18 protein-coding genes are annotated in these 22,358 nt (G+C 68.1%); all 18 read right to left on the bottom strand.

Annotation, left to right across the window (positions count from 1 at the left end; genetic code table 11):
- Complete coding sequence (gene rplN, locus ACRVYW_RS03680; RefSeq protein ID WP_431801844.1) at positions 1-369, bottom strand: 50S ribosomal protein L14; 369 nt, start codon at positions 367-369, stop codon at positions 1-3.
- A 34-nt stretch (positions 370-403) separates the two neighbouring features.
- Positions 404-784, bottom strand: coding sequence for a 30S ribosomal protein S17 (rpsQ, locus tag ACRVYW_RS03675; RefSeq protein ID WP_431801842.1), 381 nt, complete (start codon positions 782-784; stop codon positions 404-406).
- Positions 784-1,098, bottom strand: coding sequence for a 50S ribosomal protein L29 (gene rpmC / locus ACRVYW_RS03670; RefSeq protein ID WP_431801841.1), 315 nt, complete (start codon positions 1,096-1,098; stop codon positions 784-786). The genes rpsQ and rpmC overlap by 1 nt, the downstream gene beginning before the upstream one ends.
- Entirely contained in the window at positions 1,098-1,517 is a 420-nt protein-coding gene (gene rplP, locus ACRVYW_RS03665; RefSeq protein WP_018171451.1) for a 50S ribosomal protein L16, read from the bottom strand. The genes rpmC and rplP overlap by 1 nt, the downstream gene beginning before the upstream one ends.
- A complete protein-coding gene (gene rpsC, locus ACRVYW_RS03660) occupies positions 1,517-2,275 on the bottom strand; it encodes a 30S ribosomal protein S3 (RefSeq protein ID WP_431801838.1) in 759 nt (252 codons plus the stop codon). The genes rplP and rpsC overlap by 1 nt, the downstream gene beginning before the upstream one ends.
- Positions 2,275-2,676, bottom strand: a complete 402-nt coding sequence (rplV, locus tag ACRVYW_RS03655) for a 50S ribosomal protein L22 (protein WP_431801836.1) — start codon at positions 2,674-2,676, stop codon at positions 2,275-2,277. Before rplV ends, rpsC begins: the two co-directional genes overlap by 1 nt.
- Before the next feature lie 38 nt (positions 2,677-2,714).
- Positions 2,715-2,996: a 30S ribosomal protein S19 gene (gene rpsS, locus ACRVYW_RS03650; RefSeq protein WP_288784074.1), complete on the bottom strand. Its 282-nt coding sequence runs from the start codon at positions 2,994-2,996 to the stop codon at positions 2,715-2,717.
- Positions 2,997-3,008: 12 nt separating this feature from the next.
- Positions 3,009-3,848 carry a 50S ribosomal protein L2 gene (rplB, locus tag ACRVYW_RS03645; protein ID WP_431801834.1) on the bottom strand — a complete coding sequence of 280 codons (840 nt, stop codon included), beginning with the start codon at positions 3,846-3,848 and terminating at the stop codon, positions 3,009-3,011.
- Between the two features lie 25 nt (positions 3,849-3,873).
- On the bottom strand, positions 3,874-4,185 hold the full coding sequence (rplW, locus tag ACRVYW_RS03640; RefSeq protein WP_431801832.1) for a 50S ribosomal protein L23: 312 nt from the start codon (positions 4,183-4,185) through the stop codon (positions 3,874-3,876).
- Complete coding sequence (gene rplD / locus ACRVYW_RS03635) at positions 4,182-4,844, bottom strand: 50S ribosomal protein L4 (protein WP_431801830.1); 663 nt, start codon at positions 4,842-4,844, stop codon at positions 4,182-4,184. Before rplD ends, rplW begins: the two co-directional genes overlap by 4 nt.
- A gap of 2 nt (positions 4,845-4,846) precedes the next feature.
- Positions 4,847-5,506 (bottom strand): 50S ribosomal protein L3, encoded by a 660-nt coding sequence (rplC, locus tag ACRVYW_RS03630; RefSeq protein ID WP_431801828.1) that lies wholly within the window; start codon positions 5,504-5,506, stop codon positions 4,847-4,849.
- Positions 5,507-5,514: 8 nt separating this feature from the next.
- On the bottom strand, positions 5,515-5,823 hold the full coding sequence (rpsJ, locus tag ACRVYW_RS03625; protein WP_005050520.1) for a 30S ribosomal protein S10: 309 nt from the start codon (positions 5,821-5,823) through the stop codon (positions 5,515-5,517).
- Positions 5,824-6,270: 447 nt separating this feature from the next.
- The gene (locus ACRVYW_RS03620) at positions 6,271-16,851 is read right to left on the bottom strand and encodes a SpaA isopeptide-forming pilin-related protein (protein WP_431801822.1); all 10,581 of its coding nucleotides are present in this window, start codon (positions 16,849-16,851) and stop codon (positions 6,271-6,273) included.
- 350 nt (positions 16,852-17,201) lie between these two features.
- Positions 17,202-17,453 (bottom strand): hypothetical protein, encoded by a 252-nt coding sequence (locus ACRVYW_RS03615; protein ID WP_431801820.1) that lies wholly within the window; start codon positions 17,451-17,453, stop codon positions 17,202-17,204.
- A 51-nt stretch (positions 17,454-17,504) separates the two neighbouring features.
- Positions 17,505-17,936: a VanZ family protein gene (locus ACRVYW_RS03610; protein ID WP_431801819.1), complete on the bottom strand. Its 432-nt coding sequence runs from the start codon at positions 17,934-17,936 to the stop codon at positions 17,505-17,507.
- Positions 17,937-18,001: 65 nt separating this feature from the next.
- Positions 18,002-19,432: a sugar transferase gene (locus ACRVYW_RS03605; RefSeq protein WP_431801817.1), complete on the bottom strand. Its 1,431-nt coding sequence runs from the start codon at positions 19,430-19,432 to the stop codon at positions 18,002-18,004.
- 427 nt (positions 19,433-19,859) lie between these two features.
- Entirely contained in the window at positions 19,860-20,810 is a 951-nt protein-coding gene (locus ACRVYW_RS03600; RefSeq protein ID WP_431801815.1) for a class C sortase, read from the bottom strand.
- Positions 20,811-20,886: 76 nt separating this feature from the next.
- Positions 20,887-22,332, bottom strand: coding sequence for a SpaH/EbpB family LPXTG-anchored major pilin (locus ACRVYW_RS03595; protein WP_431801814.1), 1,446 nt, complete (start codon positions 22,330-22,332; stop codon positions 20,887-20,889).
- Positions 22,333-22,358 lie beyond the last annotated feature (26 nt).

The following is a 22,358-nucleotide window of genomic DNA, read 5'->3' as shown; positions in this document are numbered from 1 at the left end:
TCAGATCACCTCCGGTGCGAGCGAGACGATCTTCATGAACTTCTTGTCGCGAAGCTCACGACCGACCGGGCCGAAGATGCGGGTGCCGCGGGGCTCCCCGTCGCTCTTCAGGATGACGGCGGCGTTCTCGTCGAACTTGATGTACGAGCCGTCGGGACGACGGGTCTGCTTGACGGTGCGGACGACGACCGCCTTGACGACGTCGCCCTTCTTGACGTTGCCGCCGGGGATCGCGTCCTTGACGGTCGCGACGATGATGTCGCCGAGACCGGCGTAACGGCGGTTCGAGCCACCGAGCACGCGGATCGTGAGCAGCTCCTTGGCGCCGGTGTTGTCGGCGACCTTGAGGCGAGACTCAGTCTGAATCATTTCCTACTCCTTGGGTTCCAAGAAGGCCGAGGCCTTACTTGGCCTTCTCGAGGATCTCGACCAGGCGCCAGCGCTTGGTGGCGCTGAGCGGACGGGTCTCGTCGATGACGACCAGGTCGCCGATGCCGGCGGTGTTCTGCTCGTCGTGGGCCTTCACCTTCGAGGTGCGGCGGATGACCTTGCCGTAGAGGGGGTGCTTCACGCGGTCTTCGACCTCGACGACGATGGTCTTGTCCATCTTGTCGCTGACGACGTAGCCGCGACGCGACTTGCGGTAGCCACGGGCGCCCTCTTCGCGCACGTCGTGCGCGGAGTGCTCGTGACCCGCCTCGACGGGTGCCTCGACGACGGCCTCGGGGGCCTTCTTCGCGGCCGGCTTCTTGGCCGGGGCCTTCTTCTCAGTGGTCTCAGCCATCACTCGGCCTCTTCCTTCGCAGCCTCGTCGGCGGCATCCGCCTTCTTGGCCTTCGTCTTCTTCGCCTTGGTCGCGACCTCGACGGGGGCGGGCGTGGCACGGATGCCGAGCTCGCGCTCACGGATCACGGTGTAGAGCCGCGCGATGTCGCGCTTGACCGCACGGATGCGGCCGTGGCTGTCGAGCTGGCCGGTGGCCGACTGGAAGCGCAGGTTGAACAGCTCCTCCTTGGCCTTGCGCAGCTCCTCGACGAGGCGCTGGTCCTCGAACGTGTCGAGCTCGCTGGGTGCGAGCGTCTTGGTACCGACGGCCATTACGCGTCGCCCTCCTCGCGCTTGATGATGCGTGCCTTGAGAGGCAGCTTGTGGATTGCCCGGGTGAGGGCCTCGCGGGCGAGTTCCTCGTTGACACCGGCGACCTCGAAGAGGACGCGGCCGGGCTTGACGTTGGCGACCCACCACTCGGGGGAACCCTTACCGGAACCCATGCGGGTTTCGGCCGGCTTCTTCGTGAGCGGACGGTCGGGGTAGATGTTGATCCAGACCTTTCCACCACGCTTGATGTGACGGGTCATCGCGATACGAGCGGATTCGATCTGACGGTTCGTCACGTACGCGGGGGTCAGCGCCTGGATGCCGAACTCGCCGAAGGAGACCTTCGTGCCGCCGGTCGCCTGGCCGGAACGGCCGGGGTGGTGCTGCTTGCGGTACTTGACCTTGCGGGGAATAAGCATTATGCCGATGCTCCTTCTGCGACGGGTGCCTCGCTGCGGGGGCCGCGACGGCGGTCGCCACGGTCGTCGCGACCGCGGGACTGCTTGGGCGCGTTGGCCTGCTCGCGCGCGAGCTCCTTGTTGGTGAGGTCGCCCTTGTAGATCCAGACCTTCACGCCGATGCGGCCGAAGGTGGTCTTCGCCTCGTAGAAGCCGTAGTCGATGTTCGCGCGGAGCGTGTGCAGGGGCACACGGCCTTCGCGGTAGAACTCCGACCGGCTCATCTCTGCGCCGCCGAGGCGGCCGGAGACCTGGATGCGGATGCCCTTGGCGCCGGCGCGCTGCGCGCCCTGCAGACCCTTGCGCATCGCGCGGCGGAACGCCACGCGTGCGGAGAGCTGCTCGGCGATGCCCTGCGCGACGAGCTGAGCGTCGGCCTCGGGGTTCTTCACCTCGAGGATGTTCAGCTGGATCTGCTTGCCGGTGAGCTTCTCGAGGTCGGCGCGGATGCGTTCGGCCTCAGCGCCGCGGCGACCGATCACGATGCCCGGGCGGGCGGTGTGGATGTCGACGCGGACGCGGTCACGCGTGCGCTCGATCTCGATGCTGGAGACACCGGCACGGTCGAGCTGCGTCTTCAGCAGGTTGCGGATCTTGATGTCCTCGGCCACGTAGTCGGCGTAGCGCTGTCCGGGCTTCGTCGAGTCGGAGAACCAACGCGACACGTGGTCGGTGGTGATGCCGAGGCGGAAGCCGTACGGGTTGACCTTCTGTCCCATTACTTGCTCGCCTTCTTGGTCTTGGTGCCGGATGCCGCAGCGCCCTCGACCTCGGGGGTCGCGAGCTCGACGGTGATGTGGCTCGTGCGCTTCTTGATCTGGAACGCGCGGCCCTGGGCGCGGGGCTGGAAACGCTTGAGCGTCGTGCCCTCGTCGACGTACGCGTTGCGCACGTACAGGTCCTGCTCGTCCAGGTACTCGCCGTCGCGGTCAGCCTTCACACGGGCGTTGGCGACCGCCGACTCGACGAGCTTGTAGATCGGCTCGCTGGCGCTCTGCGGGGCGAACTTCAGGATGGCAAGAGCCTCCTGAGCCTGCTTGCCCTTGATGAGCGCGACGACACGACGAGCCTTCTGAGGGGTCACGCGAATGTGCTTGACGCGTGCGATGGAATCCACCATGTCTCTCCTCCTCTAGTCCTCTCTGGAACACCACCGCGTCAGCGGCGGCGGCCCTTCTTGTCGTCCTTCTCGTGGCCGCGGAAGGTGCGGGTGGGCGCGAACTCGCCCAGCTTGTGGCCGACCATGGTCTCGGACACGAACACGGGGATGTGCTTGCGTCCGTCGTGCACGGCGATGGTGTGACCCAGCATGGCCGGGATGATCATCGAACGGCGCGACCAGGTCTTGATGACGTTCTTGGTACCGGCTTCGTTCTGCGAGGCGACCTTGCGGAGCAGGTGCTCGTCGACGAAGGGGCCCTTCTTCAGGCTGCGAGGCATCTTCCTCTACTCCTACTTGCGCTTCTTGCCGGCGTTGCGACGACGGACGATGTACTTGTCGCTTTCCTTGTTGGCGTGGCGGGTGCGACCCTCAGCCTGGCCCCAAGGAGTGACGGGGTGACGACCACCAGAGGTCTTACCCTCACCACCACCGTGCGGGTGGTCGACCGGGTTCATGGCGACACCGCGGACGGTCGGGCGGACGCCCTTCCAACGCTTGCGGCCGGCCTTGCCCCAGTTGATGTTCGACTGCTCGGCGTTGCCGACCTCGCCGATGGTCGCGCGGCAGCGCGCATCGACGTTGCGGATCTCACCCGAGGGCAGACGGAGCTGCGCGTACGGGCCGTCCTTGGCGACCAGGCGCACCGCGGCGCCGGCCGAGCGGGCCATCTTCGCGCCGCCGCCGGGGCGGAGCTCGATGGCGTGGATGACGGTACCGGTGGGGATGTTCTTCAGCGGCAGGTTGTTGCCCGGCTTGATGTCGGCCGAGGGACCCGACTCGACGATGTCGCCCTGCTGGAGCTTGTTCGGCGCGAGGATGTAGCGCTTCTCGCCGTCGAAGTAGTGCAGGAGCGCGATGCGCGCGGTGCGGTTGGGGTCGTACTCGATGTGAGCGACCTTGGCGTTCACGCCGTCCTTGTCATTGCGACGGAAGTCGATGACGCGGTACTGGCGCTTGTGGCCACCACCGATGTGACGGGTCGTGATGCGGCCCTGGTTGTTGCGACCGCCGGTCTTGGACAGCGGGCGCAGCAGCGACTTCTCGGGCGTCGACCGGGTGATCTCGGCGAAGTCGGCCACCGACGAACCGCGGCGACCCGGGGTCGTGGGCTTGTACTTGCGAATAGCCATGGTGTGTTGTCCTCTATCCCAGCTGTCAGCCGACGGCCGTGAAGATGTCGATGGTGCCCGACTTCAGCGTGACGATGGCGCGCTTGGTGTCCTTGCGCTTGCCGGTGCCGAAGCGGGTGCGACGGGCCTTGCCGACGCGGTTGAGCGTGTTGACCGAGGCGACCTTGACGCCGAAGATCTTCTCGATGGCGAGCTTGATCTCGGTCTTCGAGGCGCGCGGGTCCACGAGGAAGGTGTACTTGCCCTCGTCGATCAGGCCGTAGCTCTTCTCAGAGACGACGGGCTTCAGGATGATGTCGCGCGGGTCCTTGTTCAGGGAGACGTTCGCGGTGGTCATGCCGAGACCTCCTCGGTCGCGCCGGCCTTCGACGTGACGAACGCGTCGTAGGCGGCCTTGGTGAAGACGATGTCGTCGGAGACGAGCACGTCGTAGGCGTTGAGCTGGTCGAACGTCAGGACGTGGACGTACGCGAGGTTGCGGACGCTCTTGACCGTCAGCTCGTCATCGCGCTCGATGACGACCAGGACGTTCTTGGTGGGCGCGAGCTGCGCGAGGACCGCCGCGGCGGCCTTCGTCGACGGGGCGCCCTCGATGCCGAAGGAGTCGACGATGTGCAGGCGGCCACCCCGGGCGCGGTCGCTGAGCGCTCCGAGGAGCGCGGCGGCGATCATCTTCTTGGGGGTGCGCTGCGAGTAGTCGCGCGGCTTCGGGCCGTGGACGATGCCACCACCGGTCATGTGCGGCGCGCGGATCGAGCCCTGGCGGGCGTTACCCGTGCCCTTCTGCTTGAAGGGCTTGCGGCCGGCACCGGAGACCTCACCGCGACGCTTGGTCGAGTGGGTGCCCTGGCGAGCCGCCGCGAGCTGCGCGACGACGACCTGGTGGATGAGGGGGATGTTCGTCTTGACGTCGAACACGGCGGCGGGCAGCTCGACGGAGCCGGCCTTCTTGCCGTCAGAGTTCACGACGTCGAGCGCGAGAGTCGAGTCAGCCATGATCAGGCACCCTTCACTGCGTTGCGGACGTAGACGATGCGGCCGCGCGCGCCGGGGACGGCGCCCTTGACGAGCAGCAGACCCTTCTCGGCGTCGACGGCGTGCACCGTGAGGTTGAGGACGGTCACGCGCTCGCCACCCATACGGCCGGCCATGCGCATGCCCTTGAAGACGCGGCTCGGGGTCGACGAGGCGCCGATCGAACCGGGCTTGCGGTGGTTGCGGTGCGCACCGTGCGAAGCGGAGACACCCTTGAAGTTGTGGCGCTTCATGACACCCGCGGTGCCCTTGCCCTTGCTGGTGCCGACGACGTCGACCAGCTGGCCGGCCTCGAAGGTGGCGTCGACGGTGAGCTCCTGACCGAGTGAGTAGTCGGAGGCATCCGCCGTGCGCACCTCGGTGAGGTGGCGGCGAGGGGTGACGCCCGCGGCCTCGAAGTGGGCCGTGAGGGGCTTGTTGACCTTGCGCGGGTCGATCTGGCCGTAGCCGATCTGCACGGCGTTGTAACCGTCGCGCTCGGGGGTGCGAACCTGGGTCACCACGTTGGGGGCGACCTCGATGACGGTGACGGGAACGAGCTTGCCGTTCTCGTCCCAGACCTGGGTCATGCCGAGCTTGGTGCCGAGCAGGCCCTTGGAAACCTTGGTGTTGATGTCAGCCATGTCGAACCTCAGAGCTTGATCTCGATGTTGACGTCGGCCGGCAGGTCGAGACGCATCAGGGAGTCGACCGCCTTGGGGGTCGGGTCGATGATGTCGATCAGACGCTTGTGGGTGCGCATCTCGAAGTGCTCGCGGCTGTCCTTGTACTTGTGGGGCGACCGGATGACGCACACGACGTTCTTCTCGGTCGGAAGCGGCACGGGGCCGACGACGGTCGCGCCCGCACGGGTCACGGTGTCGACGATCTTGCGTGCCGACGTGTCGATGACCTCGTGGTCGTACGACTTCAGGCGAATGCGGATCTTCTGTCCCGCCATTGTCTGCTCACTCTCTTTCTCGCGTCATACCTCGCGGGCATTGGACGCACGGGGCGCTTGTGGCGCCGGGCACTACTCTCTCGAGGCGCACCACTGTTCTGATGTCAGTCCCGACCCCGCGCGCACGCGCACGGACCCCGTTACCGGGTGACGTCGGATTGTGTCGTTCTGCTGCCCGCGGCCTAGGCTCTCGCCGGATCCTCTCGGACTCCGGCCGGCCTATGCACTGCCCTGGCAGTGATCCCGCCACGCGCGACCTTGTCGGATCTGCGCACGCAGGAATGTGGAACCTGACTAGTCTACGCGTCGCCCGGGCGTGTCGCAAACCCGGGCGTGTCGCGCGGGTGTAGGCCCTGTGCACGCGATCGAACGCACACGCACCCGGACGTGGGGGCGGGAGGGGCGGGTCTTGGGGGAACCCCGCCCCTCCCGCGCCTGAGGCGCGCCTTACAGCGTGCCCGCTTCGCGTCGGCGGCGACGGATCACCAGCACCGCACCGGTCCCCGTCACGATCGCCGCCAGGGCGCCCCAGAGGATCCAGATGGGCGTCGTGCCACCGGTCGCCGGCAGGAGCGAGACGAGGATGACGGCGTCATCGCTGTCCCGGCCCGCATCCGTCGGGTCTCCGAATGTGTGGTAATCGACGATCGCGACGTTGGTGATCGCTCCTGTCGGTGCGGTCTTGCTCACCTCGGAGGCCAAGGTGATCTGCGGTGCGGTGTCACCGTCACGCCCCGCCACCTGCAGCGGACCGAACAGCTCACAGGTCAGGGTGCCTCCGTAGCCCGAGGAGCTCTGGCCCGTCACCGCACAGGTCTTCCAGTTCGGGAACACGCTGTCGTCGCCCTTGCCGGCCCAGGTGACGTTCGTCACCTTGATCGTCGCGGGGATCGCGTCGGTCACGACGACTCCGTCGGCGGCGCTGTCGTCGCTGACGTTGCGGACGTCGATCGTGTAGCTGAACGGATCGCCCGGCATCGCCTTCTGCGTCGACGCGGTCTTCTCGATCTCCACCTTGGTGTGGCGGGGCACGATGCACTCGGGCGTCGCGGGCGGGTAGGCCACCTCGAACTGGAGCTCCGGGTTGACCGACAGCGTCACGGTGGACTCACCGCGCCACGCGAAGTCGAGTTCGCTCGGGTCGAGGATCAACCCGTTGAACACGTACTCCGCCTGCTGCGCGGGCGTCATCACCGTCGACGTCCCCGGCAGGAAGAACCCTCCGCCGGGCGCGTAGTCGGCTGCGCGCAGCGGCCGCCATCCCGGGTCGTCGATCGAGATGCCCGACGGCGTGAACGCCGAACCCGGCCAGCGGATCTCGTTCGTCCAGGTCGTCACCGACGGCGGCGCCTGCAGCGACACGTCCGCCGGCGTCGTCGTCGGAGTGCCGCTGTTCGGCGTCCAGAGGAAGTCGATCGGCAGCGAGGCGAGCGACGCCGACTTCTGCACCGTCCAGCCCAGGAGCGGCGCATCGGCCACGCAGCGCGTGTACACCGTCGCGGTGATATCGCGCGTCGTGATCGTGTTGTCGTCGCAGTCGAGCGTGCCGTCCTGGTCGGAATCGACGCAGGCCGTGTTCGTGAGCTCGTCGATCGGCGCCGCGGGCGTGGGCGCCGCGGCATCACCGACGATGTCTTCCACCGTGGTCGGCGCCGGCAGGAACTCCACCGTGATCCGGACCTCCACCGACTGGCCGACGGCGAGCGACGCGATGGTGAGATCGACGTCGTTGCCCGTGTAGCCGGGTGCGGTCCAGGTCACGCCGCCCGACACCGTCAGCCCCTGGATCTCCAGGCGGTCGTTGATGTCGGAGTCGGTGACGTGCACGCCGGTCGCGGCGCGCGTGCCGTTGTTGCGCACGGTCAGGACGTAGTCGAATGTGTCGCCCGGCTGGACGGTCGTCTGGTCGCCCGGGAGATCGGCATCCTTCTCGATCGTCACCTCGTCCCAATCGACCGATCCGCACGCCCGGTCATCGGTCGTGTAGTCGCCGATGGTCAGCGCCACACGGTTCCAGACGGCGATGCCGGTGTCGCCCTCGCCGCACGATTCGAACTCGCTCGGCAGCTCGGTGACCTCGATGTCGGCCCACACCCGGTAGGTGTGGGTGACGGTTCCGGCCTCTCGCTCGTCCGCGGTGAATTCAGCGCCGCTGACGAGCTTCCACTCGCCGGTCCCGTCGAACGTGGGCTCGTCGATCGTCAGATCGGACGGGCTCACCGCTTCGGCGTGCCAGTCACCGACGCGCTCCAGGCCCGACGCCAGCGGCTGCGGGTCTTCGGTCAGGCTGTAGCCGAGGTTCGACACGGGGTCGCCGTCGACCGGAGCGGGTGCCGTCACCGTCACGAGGTAGCTCACACGCTGCGAGCCGTCGGGGTTGTCGGTGGTCGTCGCCGCGGACTTCACGACGGTCGGCACCTGCGGCTCGGCGCAATCGAACGCCTTCGCCTCACGCCCACCGGAGGTGAGCAGCGCCGTGTTCAGGAAGCCGCCGGCTTCGGGACCGCCCTCGCCGCGCAGGCAGCTCAGCGTGCCCTCTTCGATCGCCCCCGCCGAGACCGTCGCCTTCACGGTGACCGTGTAGGTGTGGCTCGTGGCCGGAGCGATCGTCTCCCCCGTCGCGAGCGTTGCGCTCCCGTCGGTGAACGTTCCCGACTTGTGGCCGGAGAAGGATGCCGAGGTCACGGTGATCCCGTCACCGAACTCCAGCGTGTCGGTCAGGTCGTACTTCGCCTTCTGGTTCTCGGCGTTCGCCGCGAGGGATGCGACGACGTCGTACGTGATCGTCCAGATGCCGCTTCCGGCATCCTGCGTGACGCTCGTCACGGTCTTCGCGACCGTCGGGTAGTACCGCGGCAGGAGCGGCACGCAGTCCGCGTCGTCCTGCACGACGCTGCCGAAGGTGACCGAGGCCGTGTTGAAGAGGCCGTGACCGGGCTCTTCGGTGCATGCGGTGTTCGCAGGATCGAAATCGCTCGTCCGCTCGACGCGCCACGTCATCGTCCAGGTCTGCACCTCGTTCGCACCGATCGCCACGTCCGTCGCGAACGGCACGCCGCTCGTGACGCTCACCGGTGCGCCCGGCGTCGGAGTGACCGCCGTGGCCGTGCCGCTGATCAGGGTGAGGCCCGGAGCGAACGCGGGCGTGTCGCTCAGGTCGTAGTACCCCGGCGTCGATCCTCCCGTGACGGTCAGCAGGTAGGTCACGTCGTACTGGTCGGGGTCGGCCGCCTGCACCACGCTCTGCGCCTGCTTCACGATCTTCGGGAAGGACGGCTCGGAGCAGTCGTGCGCCGAGGTCGTCTCTCCGGCCGCGGTGACGGTGGCGACGTTGAGGAAGCCGCCGGCCTCCGGCACGCGTCCGTCGTCGCAGGTGAGCGTCTCGCCGGTGAAGGCCGCCTGGTCGATCGTGGCGTACGCCGTCACCGTGTAGGTGTCGACGGCGTTCTTCGCGATCGCCCGGTCGGTGGCCAACTGCGCCGTGGTCGAGGAGCCGAAGGACCCGGTCGTCGGACCGGTCCAGCCCGACGCCGCCGTGTCGACGACGATGTCGCCGCCGAAGGTCAGGGTGTCGCTGAGCGAGTAGGTCGCGGTCAGCTCGTCGTCGCCGGTCACGACGACGTCGTAGGTGATCTTCCAGCGCCCGTCGGCCTGCAGGGCGGTGGAGGTCACCGTCTTGCTGAGGGTGACGGTCGGAACCGTCACGCTCACGCAGGCGTCGTCCGTCGAGGAGCCGATGCCGTTCGTGACGGTTGCGGCGTTCTGGAACCCGCCGGTGCCGTCCTCCTGGCAGGCGAGGTCTGCCGGGTCGGCCGTCGCGGCGAGCGCATATGTGGCGCTCACCGTGTAGGTGTGCTGCGCGCCGGCGCCGATGAACCCGCTCCCGAGCGATCGCGAACCCGCCCATGCCGTGTTCGCGACCGCCGTGTCGGAGCTTCCGCCGCCGGTGATCTGCGGGTCCGCGATCGTCCAGCCGGTGACCTTCGTGGCCCCGGCCGGGAGGTCCGCGGCGACGTCGCTCAGCGTGTAGGCGAGAGCGATCTTCTTCGGGTCGTTGTTCTGCACCTTCACGGTGTAGGTCACCGTCCAATTGCCGGTGGCCGGGTCCTGCACGGCGGCGCCCGTCTTGACGACGCTCGGCTTGATCGGCACGCCGCACGCGTCTGCGTGGTCGCTGCCGCCGAGGTAGGTCACGGCGACCGTGTTGTAGAAGCCGCCCGAACCGCTCTTGCCATCCTCGGCCTCGGTGCAGACAGTCGCCGTCTTCTCGTTGAAGGCGTCGCCCGTCTTGGCCTTCACCACGACGCGGTACGTCCAGTTCACCGGAGTGCCGACCGGGGCGATCTCGGCGCCAGGCGTGCCGCCGACCCACTCCTGCGAGACGATCTCGAAGCTCGCGTCGGGCTTCGGGGTCTCGGTCAGGGTGTAGGGAGCGGCAGACGTGCCCTCGTTGGTGACGGTGATGAGGTAATCGATCTGCCAGTTGCCGTCGGTGAGCTGCTGCACCGTGCTGGTGCTCTTGGCGACCGAGACGGGAGAGAAGGTGAACGTCGTGCACGCCTCGTCATCCGTGCTGCCGAGTCCGTTCGTGACGGATGCCTCGTTCCAGATCCCGGTCCGCGTGCCCTCGCTCGAGCAGGTCAGCTGATCGAGATCGGTCGTCGGCGCGATCGCCAGCGTCGCCGTCACCGTGTACGCGTGGCTCGCGCCGGCGGGAAGGGTGCCGGTGGCGAAGACGCCGCCGGTTGCGCCGCTCCACGCGGGGTCGAGCGTCGCGGTACCGCCCTCCAGATCGGCGGGTCCGCTCACCGCCCAAGCGGTGGCCGTCACGCCCGTCGGGAGCGTCGTCGGCGGATCGTCCGTCGCCGTGTAGGCGAGCGGGATGCCGGAGCCGTTGGTGACCGTGACCGTGTAGCTGATCTGCCATCCGGCCGCGCTGTAGGTCGCGGCGGCGGCGGTCTTGGTCACCGTCGGGGTCGCGGGCACACCGCAGCCGGCGTCGGAGGCGGTGCCACCGGGGAAGGTGACCGTGGCGACGTTGTAGAACCCGCCGCCGGGCGTCTCCCCCTCGGTGGTGCAGCGGAGGGCCCCTTCGAGCTCACTCGGCGTCGCGTCGGAGGCATCCGCCGTGGCACTCACGCGGTAGGTCCACGTCGTGCTGGCGCCCGCCGCGAGGGTGCCCTCGGCAGTCGCGACGGATGTCGTCGACCCCTCCGCCGTCCAGGGCGTCGGGCCCACGACCGGGGTGAAGACGGCGTCGAACTGCGGAGTGTCGGCGAGCGTGTAGGCCGCTTCGGCGGTCGAGCTCTGGTTCGTCACCGTGACCTCGTAGCTGAGGTCCCACGTGCCGTCGGCGAGCTGCGCGACGGTCGCGTCGGACTTGACGATGCCGACCTTCGGAGGAACGACCGAGGTGCACGCGTCGGAGGAGTCGCCTCCGACGCCGTTGGTGACGGTCGCGTTGTTCCAGAAGCCCTTCGTCGGGGCGGTCGGCGAGCAGGCGAGGTCGGCGGGGTTCGCGTTCGCGCCCACCGTGACGAGGTTCGACACCGTGTACACGTGCGTCGCGCCCGTCGGGATCAGCCCGGTCGCCAGTTGCGTGCTGCCGGTTCCGCCGGTCCAGCCTGCGGTGAGCGAACCCGAACCGCCGCCGGCGATCGTCGGGCCCGTGGCCGTCCAGCCGGCGCCGGTGACGTTGGCCGGGAGCGCCGCCGGGGTGTCCGAAAGCGTGTACGCCAGCGTCTTTCCGGAGGTGTTCGCGACCGTCACCGTGTACGAGATCTTCCACTGCGTGGCCGAGACCTGGGTGGTCGCCTGCGCCGTCTTGGTGACGGTCGGCGTGCCGGGCTGGCTACAACCGAGGTCGCTCGCCGTACCGCCCGGGAAGGTGACGACCGCCTTGTTCGAGAAGGCTCCCGTCTCGGCCGGGGTGCACGTGAGCTGCGGATCCTTCACGGTCGCATCGAACGACGCGATGATCCGGTAGGTGTAGTTCTGCGTCGCACCGCCGGCGATCGGCGTGTTCGCGATCGGTGCGGTACCCCATGCGCCGCTGACCACGGTGAAGCCCGTACCCAGCTGCGGCACATCGGTGAGCGTGTAGACCGTCGCCACCGTCGGGCTCGTGTTCGTCACTGCGATCGTGTAGTCGATCTGCCAGGTGCCGTCCGCGAGCTGCTGCGTCGCCGCGGCTGTCTTCGCCACCGTCACCGGCGGCGTCGTGACCGTCACACAAGCCGTGGCGTCACGGGTCACCTCACCAGAGACGACCGAGGCCTTGTTGCGCAGACCTCCCTCCGCGGCGCAGTCGCCGAGGGGCGTCGCGGCGGAGCTCGGCACGAGCGTCGCGCTCACCGTGTAGGCGTAGGAGGTGGTCGCCGGCACCGCACCGGTGTAGATCGTGCCGGTTGTCCCCGGCGCGAAGCTGGATGCCGCCGGCGCCGGCGCCGTCCCGACCGCCGCGACCGCCCACGAGGCCGGAGCGTAGCTCCAACCCGACGGTGCCGCCGGGAAGGCATCCTTCAGCGTCACCTGGAGCGGACCCGCGCCGGGGTTGGTGGCCGTTACCGTGTAGGCGACGTTCCACGAGCCGTCCGCGTTCTGCGTGGGCGCGCTCGCCGTCTTCGTGACCATCGGGAACCAGGGCTGGGCGCAGTCGTCCACCGTCGTGGAGTCGCCACCGGAGGTCAGCGTCGTCGTGTTGCGGAACGCCCGCGTCGGCGACGTCGACGTGCACACGCTCGTGCCCGCGTCGGCGGCGGTCGCGGAGACCGTGGCCTTGACTGTCACCGTGTAGGTCGTGCTCGTGTTCGGCGCGAGCGAACCCGCCGGGTTCAGCACCTGGCTACCGGTCAGCGTCGAGAACGTCCCATTGGTCGGACCCGTCCACGCGGCGGCGGTCGGCGTGATGCCGGCGCCGAAGGAGAGCTTGTCGCTCAGCGAGTAGAAGTAGGTCGATGTCGCCGACGTGTTCGTCACGACGATGTCGTAGGCGATCTCCCAGGAGCCGTCGGCCTGCTGCTTCGGCCAGCCGGCCTTGACGTTCTTGACGACCGTCGCGGTCGCGGGGATGGCCGTGTTGGTGATCTCACACGTGATGTCGGTGCCGACGAGCGCCTTCACCGTGTTGGCGGTCTGCATCTCGAACGGGAGCTTCGTGCCGGTCTTGTAGCAGGCCCATGTTCCCGGGGTGTAGCCCGAGGGTCCGCCCGTCTCATCGAGGGTGTAGACCGCGTTCCCCTTGACCGCGCCGCTGATGGAGGCGGTCGTGCCGGTCGCCGGGAGGCTGACGCCGGTCACCGAGGGGTTTCCCGTGCTGGTCGCCGACAGCGTCCACGCGCTCGCGTTGGCGGATCCGACGCCGCCCTTGTTGTCGACGTTCTTGACCAGGGTGAGCTTCGGTGCCGTGTCGGTGTTGGTGAACTGGCAGACGACGGCGCCGCCCTCGGGCACCGTGACGTCGGAGGTCACCGGCGCATAGGTGCCGCCGTTCACCGAGCACTCGATGCCAGTGAGCGCATAACCCGCCGGGCCGCCGGCGAGCTCCGTCAGGGCGTAGGCCTTGGGGGCGACGTACTTCGTCTGACCCGAGTCGAACAGCACCGCGCCGCCTGCTGCGGGCTTCGCCTGCAGGAGCTGGTTCCAGTCCGCTGCGACGGCCGTGCCCCCGTTGGGCGACTTCACGACCTTGATGAGGGTCAGCGAGGCGCGCTGCGCCTCATTGGTCACGGTGAACGAGGCGGTCTTCGCGTCGCTCGTCACCTTGACGGTCGCCGGCGAGACGACGGGCGCCTTCCACGTGTACGACGGGTCACCGAAGACACCGTTCGACGGCGAGTTCTCGGTGATCGAACACGTCGACGTGAGCGGGATCTGCGTCCGCGGGCCGGTGTACGAGACCGTGCCGGGGACGAGGCCGACGAAGGTGACGCTCCAGGTGCCGGAGGTGTCGTCGGCGGTGCCGGTCGGGTAATCACAGGTCCAGGTCCCGGAGAAGGTCGCGGTGCCGGTGAAGCCGGTCGGCATCCCCTTCAGGGCCTTCGTGACATCCAGCGAGCCGTACACACGCTTGGTGGTGTTCTTGATGTTCAGCGTCGCGGTCTGGTTCTTGACGATCGTCACCGAGGCCGGGTTCACGGTACCCGTGACGTCCCAGGCGTAGGAGTCATCGACGAGGCCGCCGACGGGCGCCTTCTCGGTGACGGTGCAGCTGCTTCCGACGGGGATGCCCGAGATCACCACAGGGGTCGTCGGCGAGAGCGCAGCGAAGGGCCCGGCGAAGCCCACGCCGCAGTCGTAGGTACCTGAGAAGGTCGTGCCGGGCGCGACACCACCCGCTCCGCCGATCGTCTTCGTGATCTGCAGCGACCCCACCGAGCGCGGGTTCCGGAACTCGATGACCTTCGTCGTCGCCGTCTCCGCCGCGCCGATCGTCACGACCTGCGCGTTCGGGGTGGAGATGTCGTATCCGTCGGGTGCTTGGACCTCTTCGATCTTGTAGGTGCCCCAGCCGAGCGCGTTCCAGGTGTAGGAACCGCCGGCGGCGGTCACCGGGGTGCCGATGTTCTGCCAATTGCCCGAACCGGTGTCGCGGGAGAGCTGGAACTTGGCGCCGTCGAGGAGCGTGTCTCCGGTCAGGCCCTTCTTGAGGACGGTGAGCTTAGCCGGCTTCTGCGTGTTCACGATCGTGCAGGTGACGTCGGCGCCGGCGGCGAGGGTCACCGTCGATCCGGTCCCGACCTTCACTCCCGAGTCGCATGTCCACGCGCCTGCCGTGTAGCCGGCGGTCGGACCGACCTCGTTGAGCGTGAAGGGCGTGCCCGACTTCACAGACTGCTTCGCGGTCGCCGCGAGCGTGCCATCGGTTCCGATTGCCGTGGTCGTCGACACCCAGCCCGCGGCACCGCCGACCGTGAGTGTCCAGGCGGTGGCCGGGTCCACGGCGCCGCCGGCGCTGACGACCTGCTTCTTGAGGGTGAGCTTGGCCATGTTCGACACGTTGGTGAACGTGCAGGTGAGTGTGGTTCCTGCCGCGGTCCCCGCCGGCACCGTGAAGGTTCCGACGCCGCCGGTGAGGGTGACGCTCGCTCCGTTGCAAACGAGAGTGGTGTTGTAGTCTGCCGCGGACCCGGTGGTGAACGTCTCCTTCAGCTCGACCTGGTCGCCCGGGTTCACGCGCACGGATGCCGCTGTGGTCGCGCCGCCGTTGACGCTCGTCCCCACGGTGGTGAGGGCCGCCCCGTTCGTCTTGTTGGTGGCGGTGAGTGAGACCGCGTCACCCGGCGAGCCGCCCGTCCAGGCCTTGGTCAGCGTGAGTGTCGAGACCGAGGTGTTCGTGATCGTGCACGAGATGCCGCCGGCACTGATGTCTCCGGTGAATGTGCCTCCCGGCTCGCTCGTGCCGGTGTTCGTCACGGTGAGGGTGTTGCCGCCCTGCGTGCAGACGAGGTTCTTCCCGTTGCTCGGCACGACCGCGAAGCCCGGCTTCTGCTGCTCGACGACGGTGAACGTCTGTGCGCCGGGGCTCAGGGGGCCGAAGATCGCCTTGCCGTTGGAGTCGGTCGCCTTCGTGCTCGCCGCGGCGCTTCCGACGGTGGCCTTGATGTTCCATCCGCTGGCCGGCGTGGTGGAGCCGTTTGCGCCCTGCACCTGCTTGGTCACCGTCAGCGAACAGTTCGCCAGCAGCGTGGCGTACAGCGCGTCGCCGAAGTTGCTCGAGCTGGCGAGGTAATAGTCGGAGTTCAGTGCCGTGCCCGAGATCGCACGGATGTTCTCGGCGCCCCCGTCGACCCCGATGCCGATCGTGACGATACGGGTCTTACCACCGCGTCCGTTGTCCATCGACTTGATGGCGTTCGCCGAGAAGATGCCGTTCGAGATGTTGTCGAAACGTGTGCGGCTCTGGTTGCCGTTCCCGCTGCGGTCGTAGGTCGGGTTTCCGTCGGTGAGCACGACGACGAGGTCGTAGGCATCCGAACCTCGGTTGGTGACCGCCTGGTAGAGACCCTGATCCCAGTTGGTACCGCCGCTGGCGGACAGGGAGTTGATACCCGACGTCAGCGCCGAGTAGCTGGACGTGAGTCCGGTGATCTTCGTCGCGTCACTGGCGAAGGAGTAGAGGGCGATCTTGGTCGATGTCGCCGGGGTCGACCCCGATCCGATGAGCGAGGTGACCACGTTGTTCGCGGCGGACTTCAGGTTGGCGAGCTTCGCGCCCGACATCGACCCGGAACGGTCCATGATCATCGCGATGTTGAGACCGCAGACGTTCGGCATGCTGTTGTTGTTCAGCGACGTCGCCCACGGGTTGAGGAACGGGTCTCCGTCGGAGTCGCCGTCGTAGCTGCCACCGATGGTCGTGCCCGGCACCGTCGTCACACCTGCGGGAAGGGATGCGGTGCGGAACGAGTACGGAGTAGAGGTTCCCGACGCCGAGCCGCCGTAGTCGAGGTTCGCGTTCATGTACCAGCCGGCCGGAGCACCGGTCTGCGTGATGTCGTACCGGGTGCCCACGACGGCGTCCGAAATCGTGCAGACGCCTGCCGCGTCGCTCGTACAGGTGAGGGTCGCCCCTCCGCCGACCGGCTTCGCCTGGAAGCCCGATCCCGCAAGCGGCGAGATTGCGGTGGAGGAGTTCGCGGTGCGCGTACCACCCACGTTGATCTTGATCGTCGCCGTCGCTGCAGCGAGCGGTGCCGCCGGCGGGGCGACGAGCGACCGCGCTTCGGGCGATGTCGGCGAGGTCGACGGCGTCGGCGTCGCGGCGTTCGTGCTGGGGGCGGGGCTCGGAACGTCAGGCGACGGCGGTGTCGTCTCCGGCGCGGTCGGCTTCTCCGGCGCGGGCGGCGTCGTCGGCTCAGCCGGCGTCGTCGGTTCCGGCGCCGGGGTCGTCTCGTCCTGCGACGTCGCCGTGTCGCTCGGCGCCGGAGTCGGCGCCTCGTCGGCGATCGCCGGCGTCATTCCCGCGAACACGAGGGCGCCCGCGAGCAAGGCCGAAATGCCCCCCGCGTACCAGCGGTGTCGGAGCACCAGCCGGTCATCACGCCGCGCGCGCGCCCGCACAGCACGCTGTGTCTTTCGCGACGAAGAAACCCCAAAACCGTCACGAGCAGTGCCCATGTTCCCCACGACCTGTCACTGATCGGAGGAACAGCCCTCGTCCCCCCGAAGTGAACGAGCCCCCACAGCCCGTCCAGTCGGCGACACCCCCCGGCATCAGCACGACCATTCCCGACGCTAAGGGATCTTTCAGGTTTCGTCAAGTCACCGAGATACGACGCCCCGCACGAAGCGCGGCACGTACAGGGAGGGGGTGGATGCCGCGGCATCCACCCCCTCTCGCGTCGTCCTGACGGACGATACCGAACTCCTCGCTCGGCCTACTTCTCGGTGCCGATCTGCTCGTCCACCTTTCGGCGGACCTCGTCGATCTGTGAGTCGGCCGAGTCAGGGAGGATCTTCTTCGCGAACCCTGTCACGGTGTCCAGAATGGTGTCGCTGATCTGCTCGGCCTGCTCCGAGTTCAGCGCTCCCCCGACGGATTCGGTGATCCGCTCGTAGGCCTCTTTCGTCTTCTCGACGGCGCCGTCGACGGCATCCTTGCCCGTGTTGACGGTGTTCTCTGCTGCCATGGTCTCCCCCTTCGTCTGAGCGGACCAGCGCGGGCCGCGTCTTCATTGTGGTCAAGCGGAAGGTCGGACTCCAGGGTCGCTTTCCGCGCTCGACCGAGCCCGGCGTCGCGCAGCGCGCCATCGGGCGGCGAGCGCGATCGCGACGCCGAGCGCGGCACCCATGGAGTTCGCCAGGACGTCCGACGCGGTCGCGTACCGGGCCGACAGGAACAGCGCCTGGGCGATTTCGACGACAAGCGAGAGCACTGGCCCGGTAAGGAACATCACCGGCCACCAGCGCAACGGCAGCAGGAGCCCGAACATCAGACCCGCGGGGACGAACAAGGCGATGTTCGCGGAGAATTCGATCAAGCCGTAACCCACGAACGCCGGGACGCCGCGTTCGTGGAGCTCGACGATGATCCTGGCGATGATGCGCTCGAAGGGCCGATCCACGGGTGTCGGCCAGAATGCGACGGTGAGCAGAAGGATGCCGTAGAGCACGGCGATGATCCACGCCGATCTGCGTCGGGTGCGTCGAGCCCGTGCATCGCGGGAGCCCGCGATGGTCAGTGCGCTCCCTGGCCCGGCATCATGACCGCGCGCACCGTGCGGAAGAGGATCACGACATCCTGCATGAAGGACCAGTTCTCCACGTAGTAGAGATCGAGTCGGAGCGCGTCGTCCCAGGAGAGCATCGATCGCCCGCTGACCTGCCACAGGCCGCTCATACCCGGCTTGACCAGAAGCCTGCGCTTCGCCGCGTCGTCGTACAGCGCGACCTCGCCTTCTCGTTGCGGGCGGGGGCCGACAAGGCTCATCGTGCCCGCCAGGACGTTGAACAGCTGGGGCAGTTCGTCGATCGAGTGCTTACGAATCACGCGACCCACGCGGGTGACCCTCGGATCGTCCACGACCTTCTGCAGAGGTCGTGTCGTCATCCCCTGCAGGTCGAGCAGGCTGGCCAGCTGATCGTCGGCATCGGCGATCATCGAACGGAACTTGAGCATGCCGAAGGGCTTTCCCTGGCGGCCGACCCGCGTCTGTCGGTACAGCACCGGCCCCTTGCTGTCGCTCCGAACCGCGATCGCGGCGACGGCCATGACCGGCGACGTGAGCACGATGAGAAGCGAGGCGGCGACGATGTCGAACACGCGCTTGATGAAACGCCGGTAGCCCACCAGCGCCGGATACTCGACGTGCACGAGCGGCAGACCCGCCGCGGGTCGTGTGTGGATGCGGGGACCTGCGACATCGGTCAGCTGCGGGGCGACGACGAGGTTCGCGTCGCGGTCCGCGAGCGCCCCTCCCAGTCGGCGGATCACCACAGGATCGATCTCGTCCGCGCCCACGAGGATGACGGTGTCGGCGTCGACGGCGTCGAGCGCCGCGATCGCTGTCGCGAAGGTACCGACGACGGGTACGCCTTCGACGACGCCCGACCGTGACGAGTTCGTCACGACACCCACGATGTCGAAACCCGTTCCCGAGGCGCGTCGGATCGCCGAGACGATGTGCGCGGACTTCTTGGGCTCGCCCAGCACGATGGCGCGATAGACGTACTTTTTCGCGCTCTGCTGCGCTCTGAGCCATTGTCGCCAGACCCATCGCGACACGATCAGTGCGAGCGTGCCGAGCGGGATCACCCCGATGAGCAGCGCGCGGGAGACGTCGATTCGGAGGAAGAATGCCACCGAGACGAGCACGGCGAATAGCGCGACGCCGGCGTTGGCTATCCGCGCATACTCCTGCGTGCCGTTACCCACGATGTGCCGGTCGCGCGTATCGAAGATGCTGAGGGCGATCAGCCACAGAACATCGACGGCGACGATGACGGCCCAATACGGCACGTCGGGTCCGTCCGCCCACGAGACGGTGGTGTATTCGAGCGGGATTGCCACGAGCCGGAAGACGACGAAGATCAGGACGAGGACGGCGAGGTCGCTGTAAACGAGCCAACTCGCGTATCGCTCGGGCCAGTCTCGCGCTCCCCGACGCAAGGGGACCTTCAGCGGGGAGCGGCGAGCGCGTGGCTCTCGTGTGCGCACTCGTACTCCTGCTCGCCGTCCGATCCCAGTGAAGGCCTCGCGTTCGACGGTCGATCTTCGCGCGCCGTGCAGGGACTGGTGCGCGAAGAGATGACTGCTGGCGAGCACCCAATCGGCATCCCTGCGCGGCAACAGGTGCCACGCCGCCGGCATGAACGGCACAGCGGCGGCCTTGTTCCGGCGTAGCGGCGTGCGAGCGAGCACCGTCTCCCGCACCCCGTGAAACCGACCGTCACTGTCGTTCCACAGGCAGAATCGCTCGGCATCCGGAAACGTCTGCGACAAGACCTCGAACACATTCTCCGAACCACCGTGGCGTGAAAGCCACTCATGGATCAGGATGCCGGGCACGCGCCCCATCCTACGGATACGGGCGCGGCTACTCTCCCGCGTTGCGCAGCACCCGCGGCGACCGGCGCGGCGCGCGCCCCATCAGCCAGACGTAGAGCGCGAGCGCCGCGAGCACCGCAGCCCCGATCACGGCCCACCAGGGAAATCCCGGGACGTCAGGATGCGCGCCCGCCGCCTGCACATCCTCGATCGGGGTCGGGGTCACCCGCTCCCCCGTCACGAGAATGCGCTGGCTGTTGATGCCGAGCGGAGTACACGTCACCAACGTCACGAGATCCGCACCGCGCACGGGATACAACGTCTCGGTGTCGGAGGGTTCGACGACCTCGATCTCCGTGACCCGGTACGTGAGCACCTCCCCGAACACCTCGATGGTGAAGGTGTCGCCCTTCGCAACCCGGTCCAGATGTGTGAACAGCTCGGCATCCGCCAATCCGCGATGTCCGGTGAGGACGGAGTGGGTACCCTCGCCGCCGACCGGGAGAGCGGTCCCCTCGAGGTGGCCGACACCGCGCAGCAGCGTCGCGTCGCTCGTGCCGTGGTAAATGGGCAAGTCGACGCCGATGGAGGGGATCTTCAGCCGGGCCATGAGGCCCGTCGTGTCGGCCCGGAGCGTGTCCTCGTAGGCGGGTCCGGACGTCGCCGAGCCCTCACCCTCCGGGACGTTCGAGAAAGCGGCCAGAGACGCGGCTCCCCCCTCGAGGAAGGCGTTGTAGCGGCGTGCCTGCACGAGTGCCGCACCGAGCCCGGTCGGCGGTTCCTGGTCGATCTCGGCGCTCAGCCTCTCGATGACTTCCGACTGCGTCTTCTGGTGGAACCACGCCGCCACCGTCGGGTATAGGAGAGTCGCGGTGCCGCACAGTGCGATGACGGCGACGAGCACCGCAAGCCACGAAACCCGCCACCCCGTGCGGGACGGCTCGTCGCGCGAGGCGGTCGGGTCGGCAGCGTCGGACCTCGCGGGGGGAGATGTCATCATCGGGGCGGTCTCACGGGCTCGGGAGAATGCCTCGGGTGACGAAACGAGGGCCGCTTCGTCACCCGAGGACGGGAGGTCAGCGCTGAGCCGACCGGCGACGCATCGCCACGATCGCTACGCCGAGAGCGACGAGGAGCAGACCGCCGCCGAGGAAGAGCAGCGTGCGCGCTCCATCACCGCCGGTGATCGGGAGCTCGAACGCCGGCTTCTGCGGGTCAGCGACGCTCTGAGCGACGGGGGTCGCGACCTGCCCGTCCGCCGTGAGCGTCACCGCGAACGCGGTCTCGTTCAGGTCGTAGCCGGCGGGCGCGGTGAGCTCGTGCACGTAGTACACCTTCGTCTGCCCCGGGGTGTTCGACACGAACAGGCCGGGGATGCGGACCGTTCCATCGGCGCCCGTGCGGAACTCGTCCGCGCCGTTCACCGAGACGCGGTTGGTGTCGGCGAGTGCGTCGGCCTCCGAGGTGTAGACGCCGAAGACGGCGCCTTCGAGCGTCTTGGCCGCATCGCCCTCGGTGTGCTTGGTGATGAGGATGCTCCCCCAATAGGTCGTCGCCTGGTTCGAGGTGATCCCGTTCGTGTGGTTGGGGTCGTTGATGAAGGCGGATGCCTGGTTCACGACAGCGCCCGCGGCGACGACCTTCGTCGAGAAGCTGAACGAGATCGTCTTGCCCTGGTGCGCGGCAAGGGCGCTGAGAGCCGGCGACAGGGCGACGTTCTGCCCCGACGTCGTGTCCGTGACGGCCACGGCGGTTCCCGCGACCGATGCCGTCGCCGATCCTGCGACGTACTGCAGCTTGGCATCGAGCACGTCGGTGACATCGAAGTCGGAGAACGAGTCGCCGGCGGTGAGGAACGGGATTTTCACGTCGATGGTCCATGTCAGCGTCGCGCCGAGCCCGAGGCCGGACGGCGCCGCGACCGACTTGGCGACGGCCGACAGCGAGTTCTTCGGGTACACGTGCACGTCGGTGTTCCAGGTGCCCGCGGTGGTGGGGATCGGGACCGTGACCACGAACGGGGCCGCGGTCATCGTGATGTGGGCCGGACTCCCGTCGGGGAGCTTCGCGGCGGGGCTCGCGACCTCCGTCACCAGGTAGGCGCCGATCGGGAGCGTGCTGGACACCGCACCCGATGTGCCCGTGGTGACGCTCGACGCGGCGCCCAGGCTGCCGGCCGGGATCGTGGACGGCGACGCTGCGTATCCTGACGCGGCATCCCATCCCGCGTTCGTCTGCAGATCGACGGAGGTGATCCGCTGGACCGTGAATGTCACACCCGACAGGGCGACCCAGGAGCTCGTCGTCGCGCTGCTCAGGGGCGCCCCCGAGTCGTTGGCCGCGCCCGAGGTCGCGGGCTGCTCGAACTTGTGGATGGTGAGTGTTCCGTTGCCAGTCGGCATGTTGCCGGGAGCGGCCGAGGCGGGCGCCGCGGCGGCGAGGACGCCCACCATCGCGAGCGCCGCCGCGGCGACGGCCACGATCGTTCGACGCGTTGTACCGCGCCGTGATGTCTTCTGCATGGTTTTCCTTCTTCTCTCCGGGGGTC

The sequence above is a fragment of the Microbacterium sp. bgisy203 genome (genome assembly GCF_965345155.1).
Classification (GTDB): Bacteria; Actinomycetota; Actinomycetes; order Actinomycetales; family Microbacteriaceae; genus Microbacterium.
The sequence above is the reverse complement of the archived record's forward strand: the minus strand, read 5'-3'. Positions and strand labels throughout refer to the sequence as shown.

Bases quoted from the DNA above. Each gene is read 5' to 3' on its own strand.
- rpsJ (WP_005050520.1), bottom strand. From the start codon at position 5,823: ATGGCGGGACAGAAGATCCGCATTCGCCTGAAGTCGTACGACCACGAG.
- rplD (WP_431801830.1), bottom strand. From the start codon at position 4,844: ATGGCTGACTCGACTCTCGCGCTCGACGTCGTGAACTCTGACGGCAAG.
- rplW (WP_431801832.1), bottom strand. From the start codon at position 4,185: ATGACCACCGCGAACGTCTCCCTGAACAAGGACCCGCGCGACATCATC.
- rpmC (WP_431801841.1), bottom strand. From the start codon at position 1,098: ATGGCCGTCGGTACCAAGACGCTCGCACCCAGCGAGCTCGACACGTTC.
- ACRVYW_RS03615 (WP_431801820.1), bottom strand. From the start codon at position 17,453: ATGGCAGCAGAGAACACCGTCAACACGGGCAAGGATGCCGTCGACGGC.
- rpsS (WP_288784074.1), bottom strand. From the start codon at position 2,996: ATGCCTCGCAGCCTGAAGAAGGGCCCCTTCGTCGACGAGCACCTGCTC.
- rpsQ (WP_431801842.1), bottom strand. From the start codon at position 784: ATGGCTGAGACCACTGAGAAGAAGGCCCCGGCCAAGAAGCCGGCCGCG.
- rplB (WP_431801834.1), bottom strand. From the start codon at position 3,848: ATGGCTATTCGCAAGTACAAGCCCACGACCCCGGGTCGCCGCGGTTCG.
- rplP (WP_018171451.1), bottom strand. From the start codon at position 1,517: ATGCTTATTCCCCGCAAGGTCAAGTACCGCAAGCAGCACCACCCCGGC.
- rpsC (WP_431801838.1), bottom strand. From the start codon at position 2,275: ATGGGACAGAAGGTCAACCCGTACGGCTTCCGCCTCGGCATCACCACC.
- ACRVYW_RS03595 (WP_431801814.1), bottom strand. From the start codon at position 22,332: ATGCAGAAGACATCACGGCGCGGTACAACGCGTCGAACGATCGTGGCC.
- rplC (WP_431801828.1), bottom strand. From the start codon at position 5,506: ATGGCTGACATCAACACCAAGGTTTCCAAGGGCCTGCTCGGCACCAAG.
- rplV (WP_431801836.1), bottom strand. From the start codon at position 2,676: ATGGTGGATTCCATCGCACGCGTCAAGCACATTCGCGTGACCCCTCAG.
- rplN (WP_431801844.1), bottom strand. From the start codon at position 369: ATGATTCAGACTGAGTCTCGCCTCAAGGTCGCCGACAACACCGGCGCC.
- ACRVYW_RS03600 (WP_431801815.1), bottom strand. From the start codon at position 20,810: ATGATGACATCTCCCCCCGCGAGGTCCGACGCTGCCGACCCGACCGCC.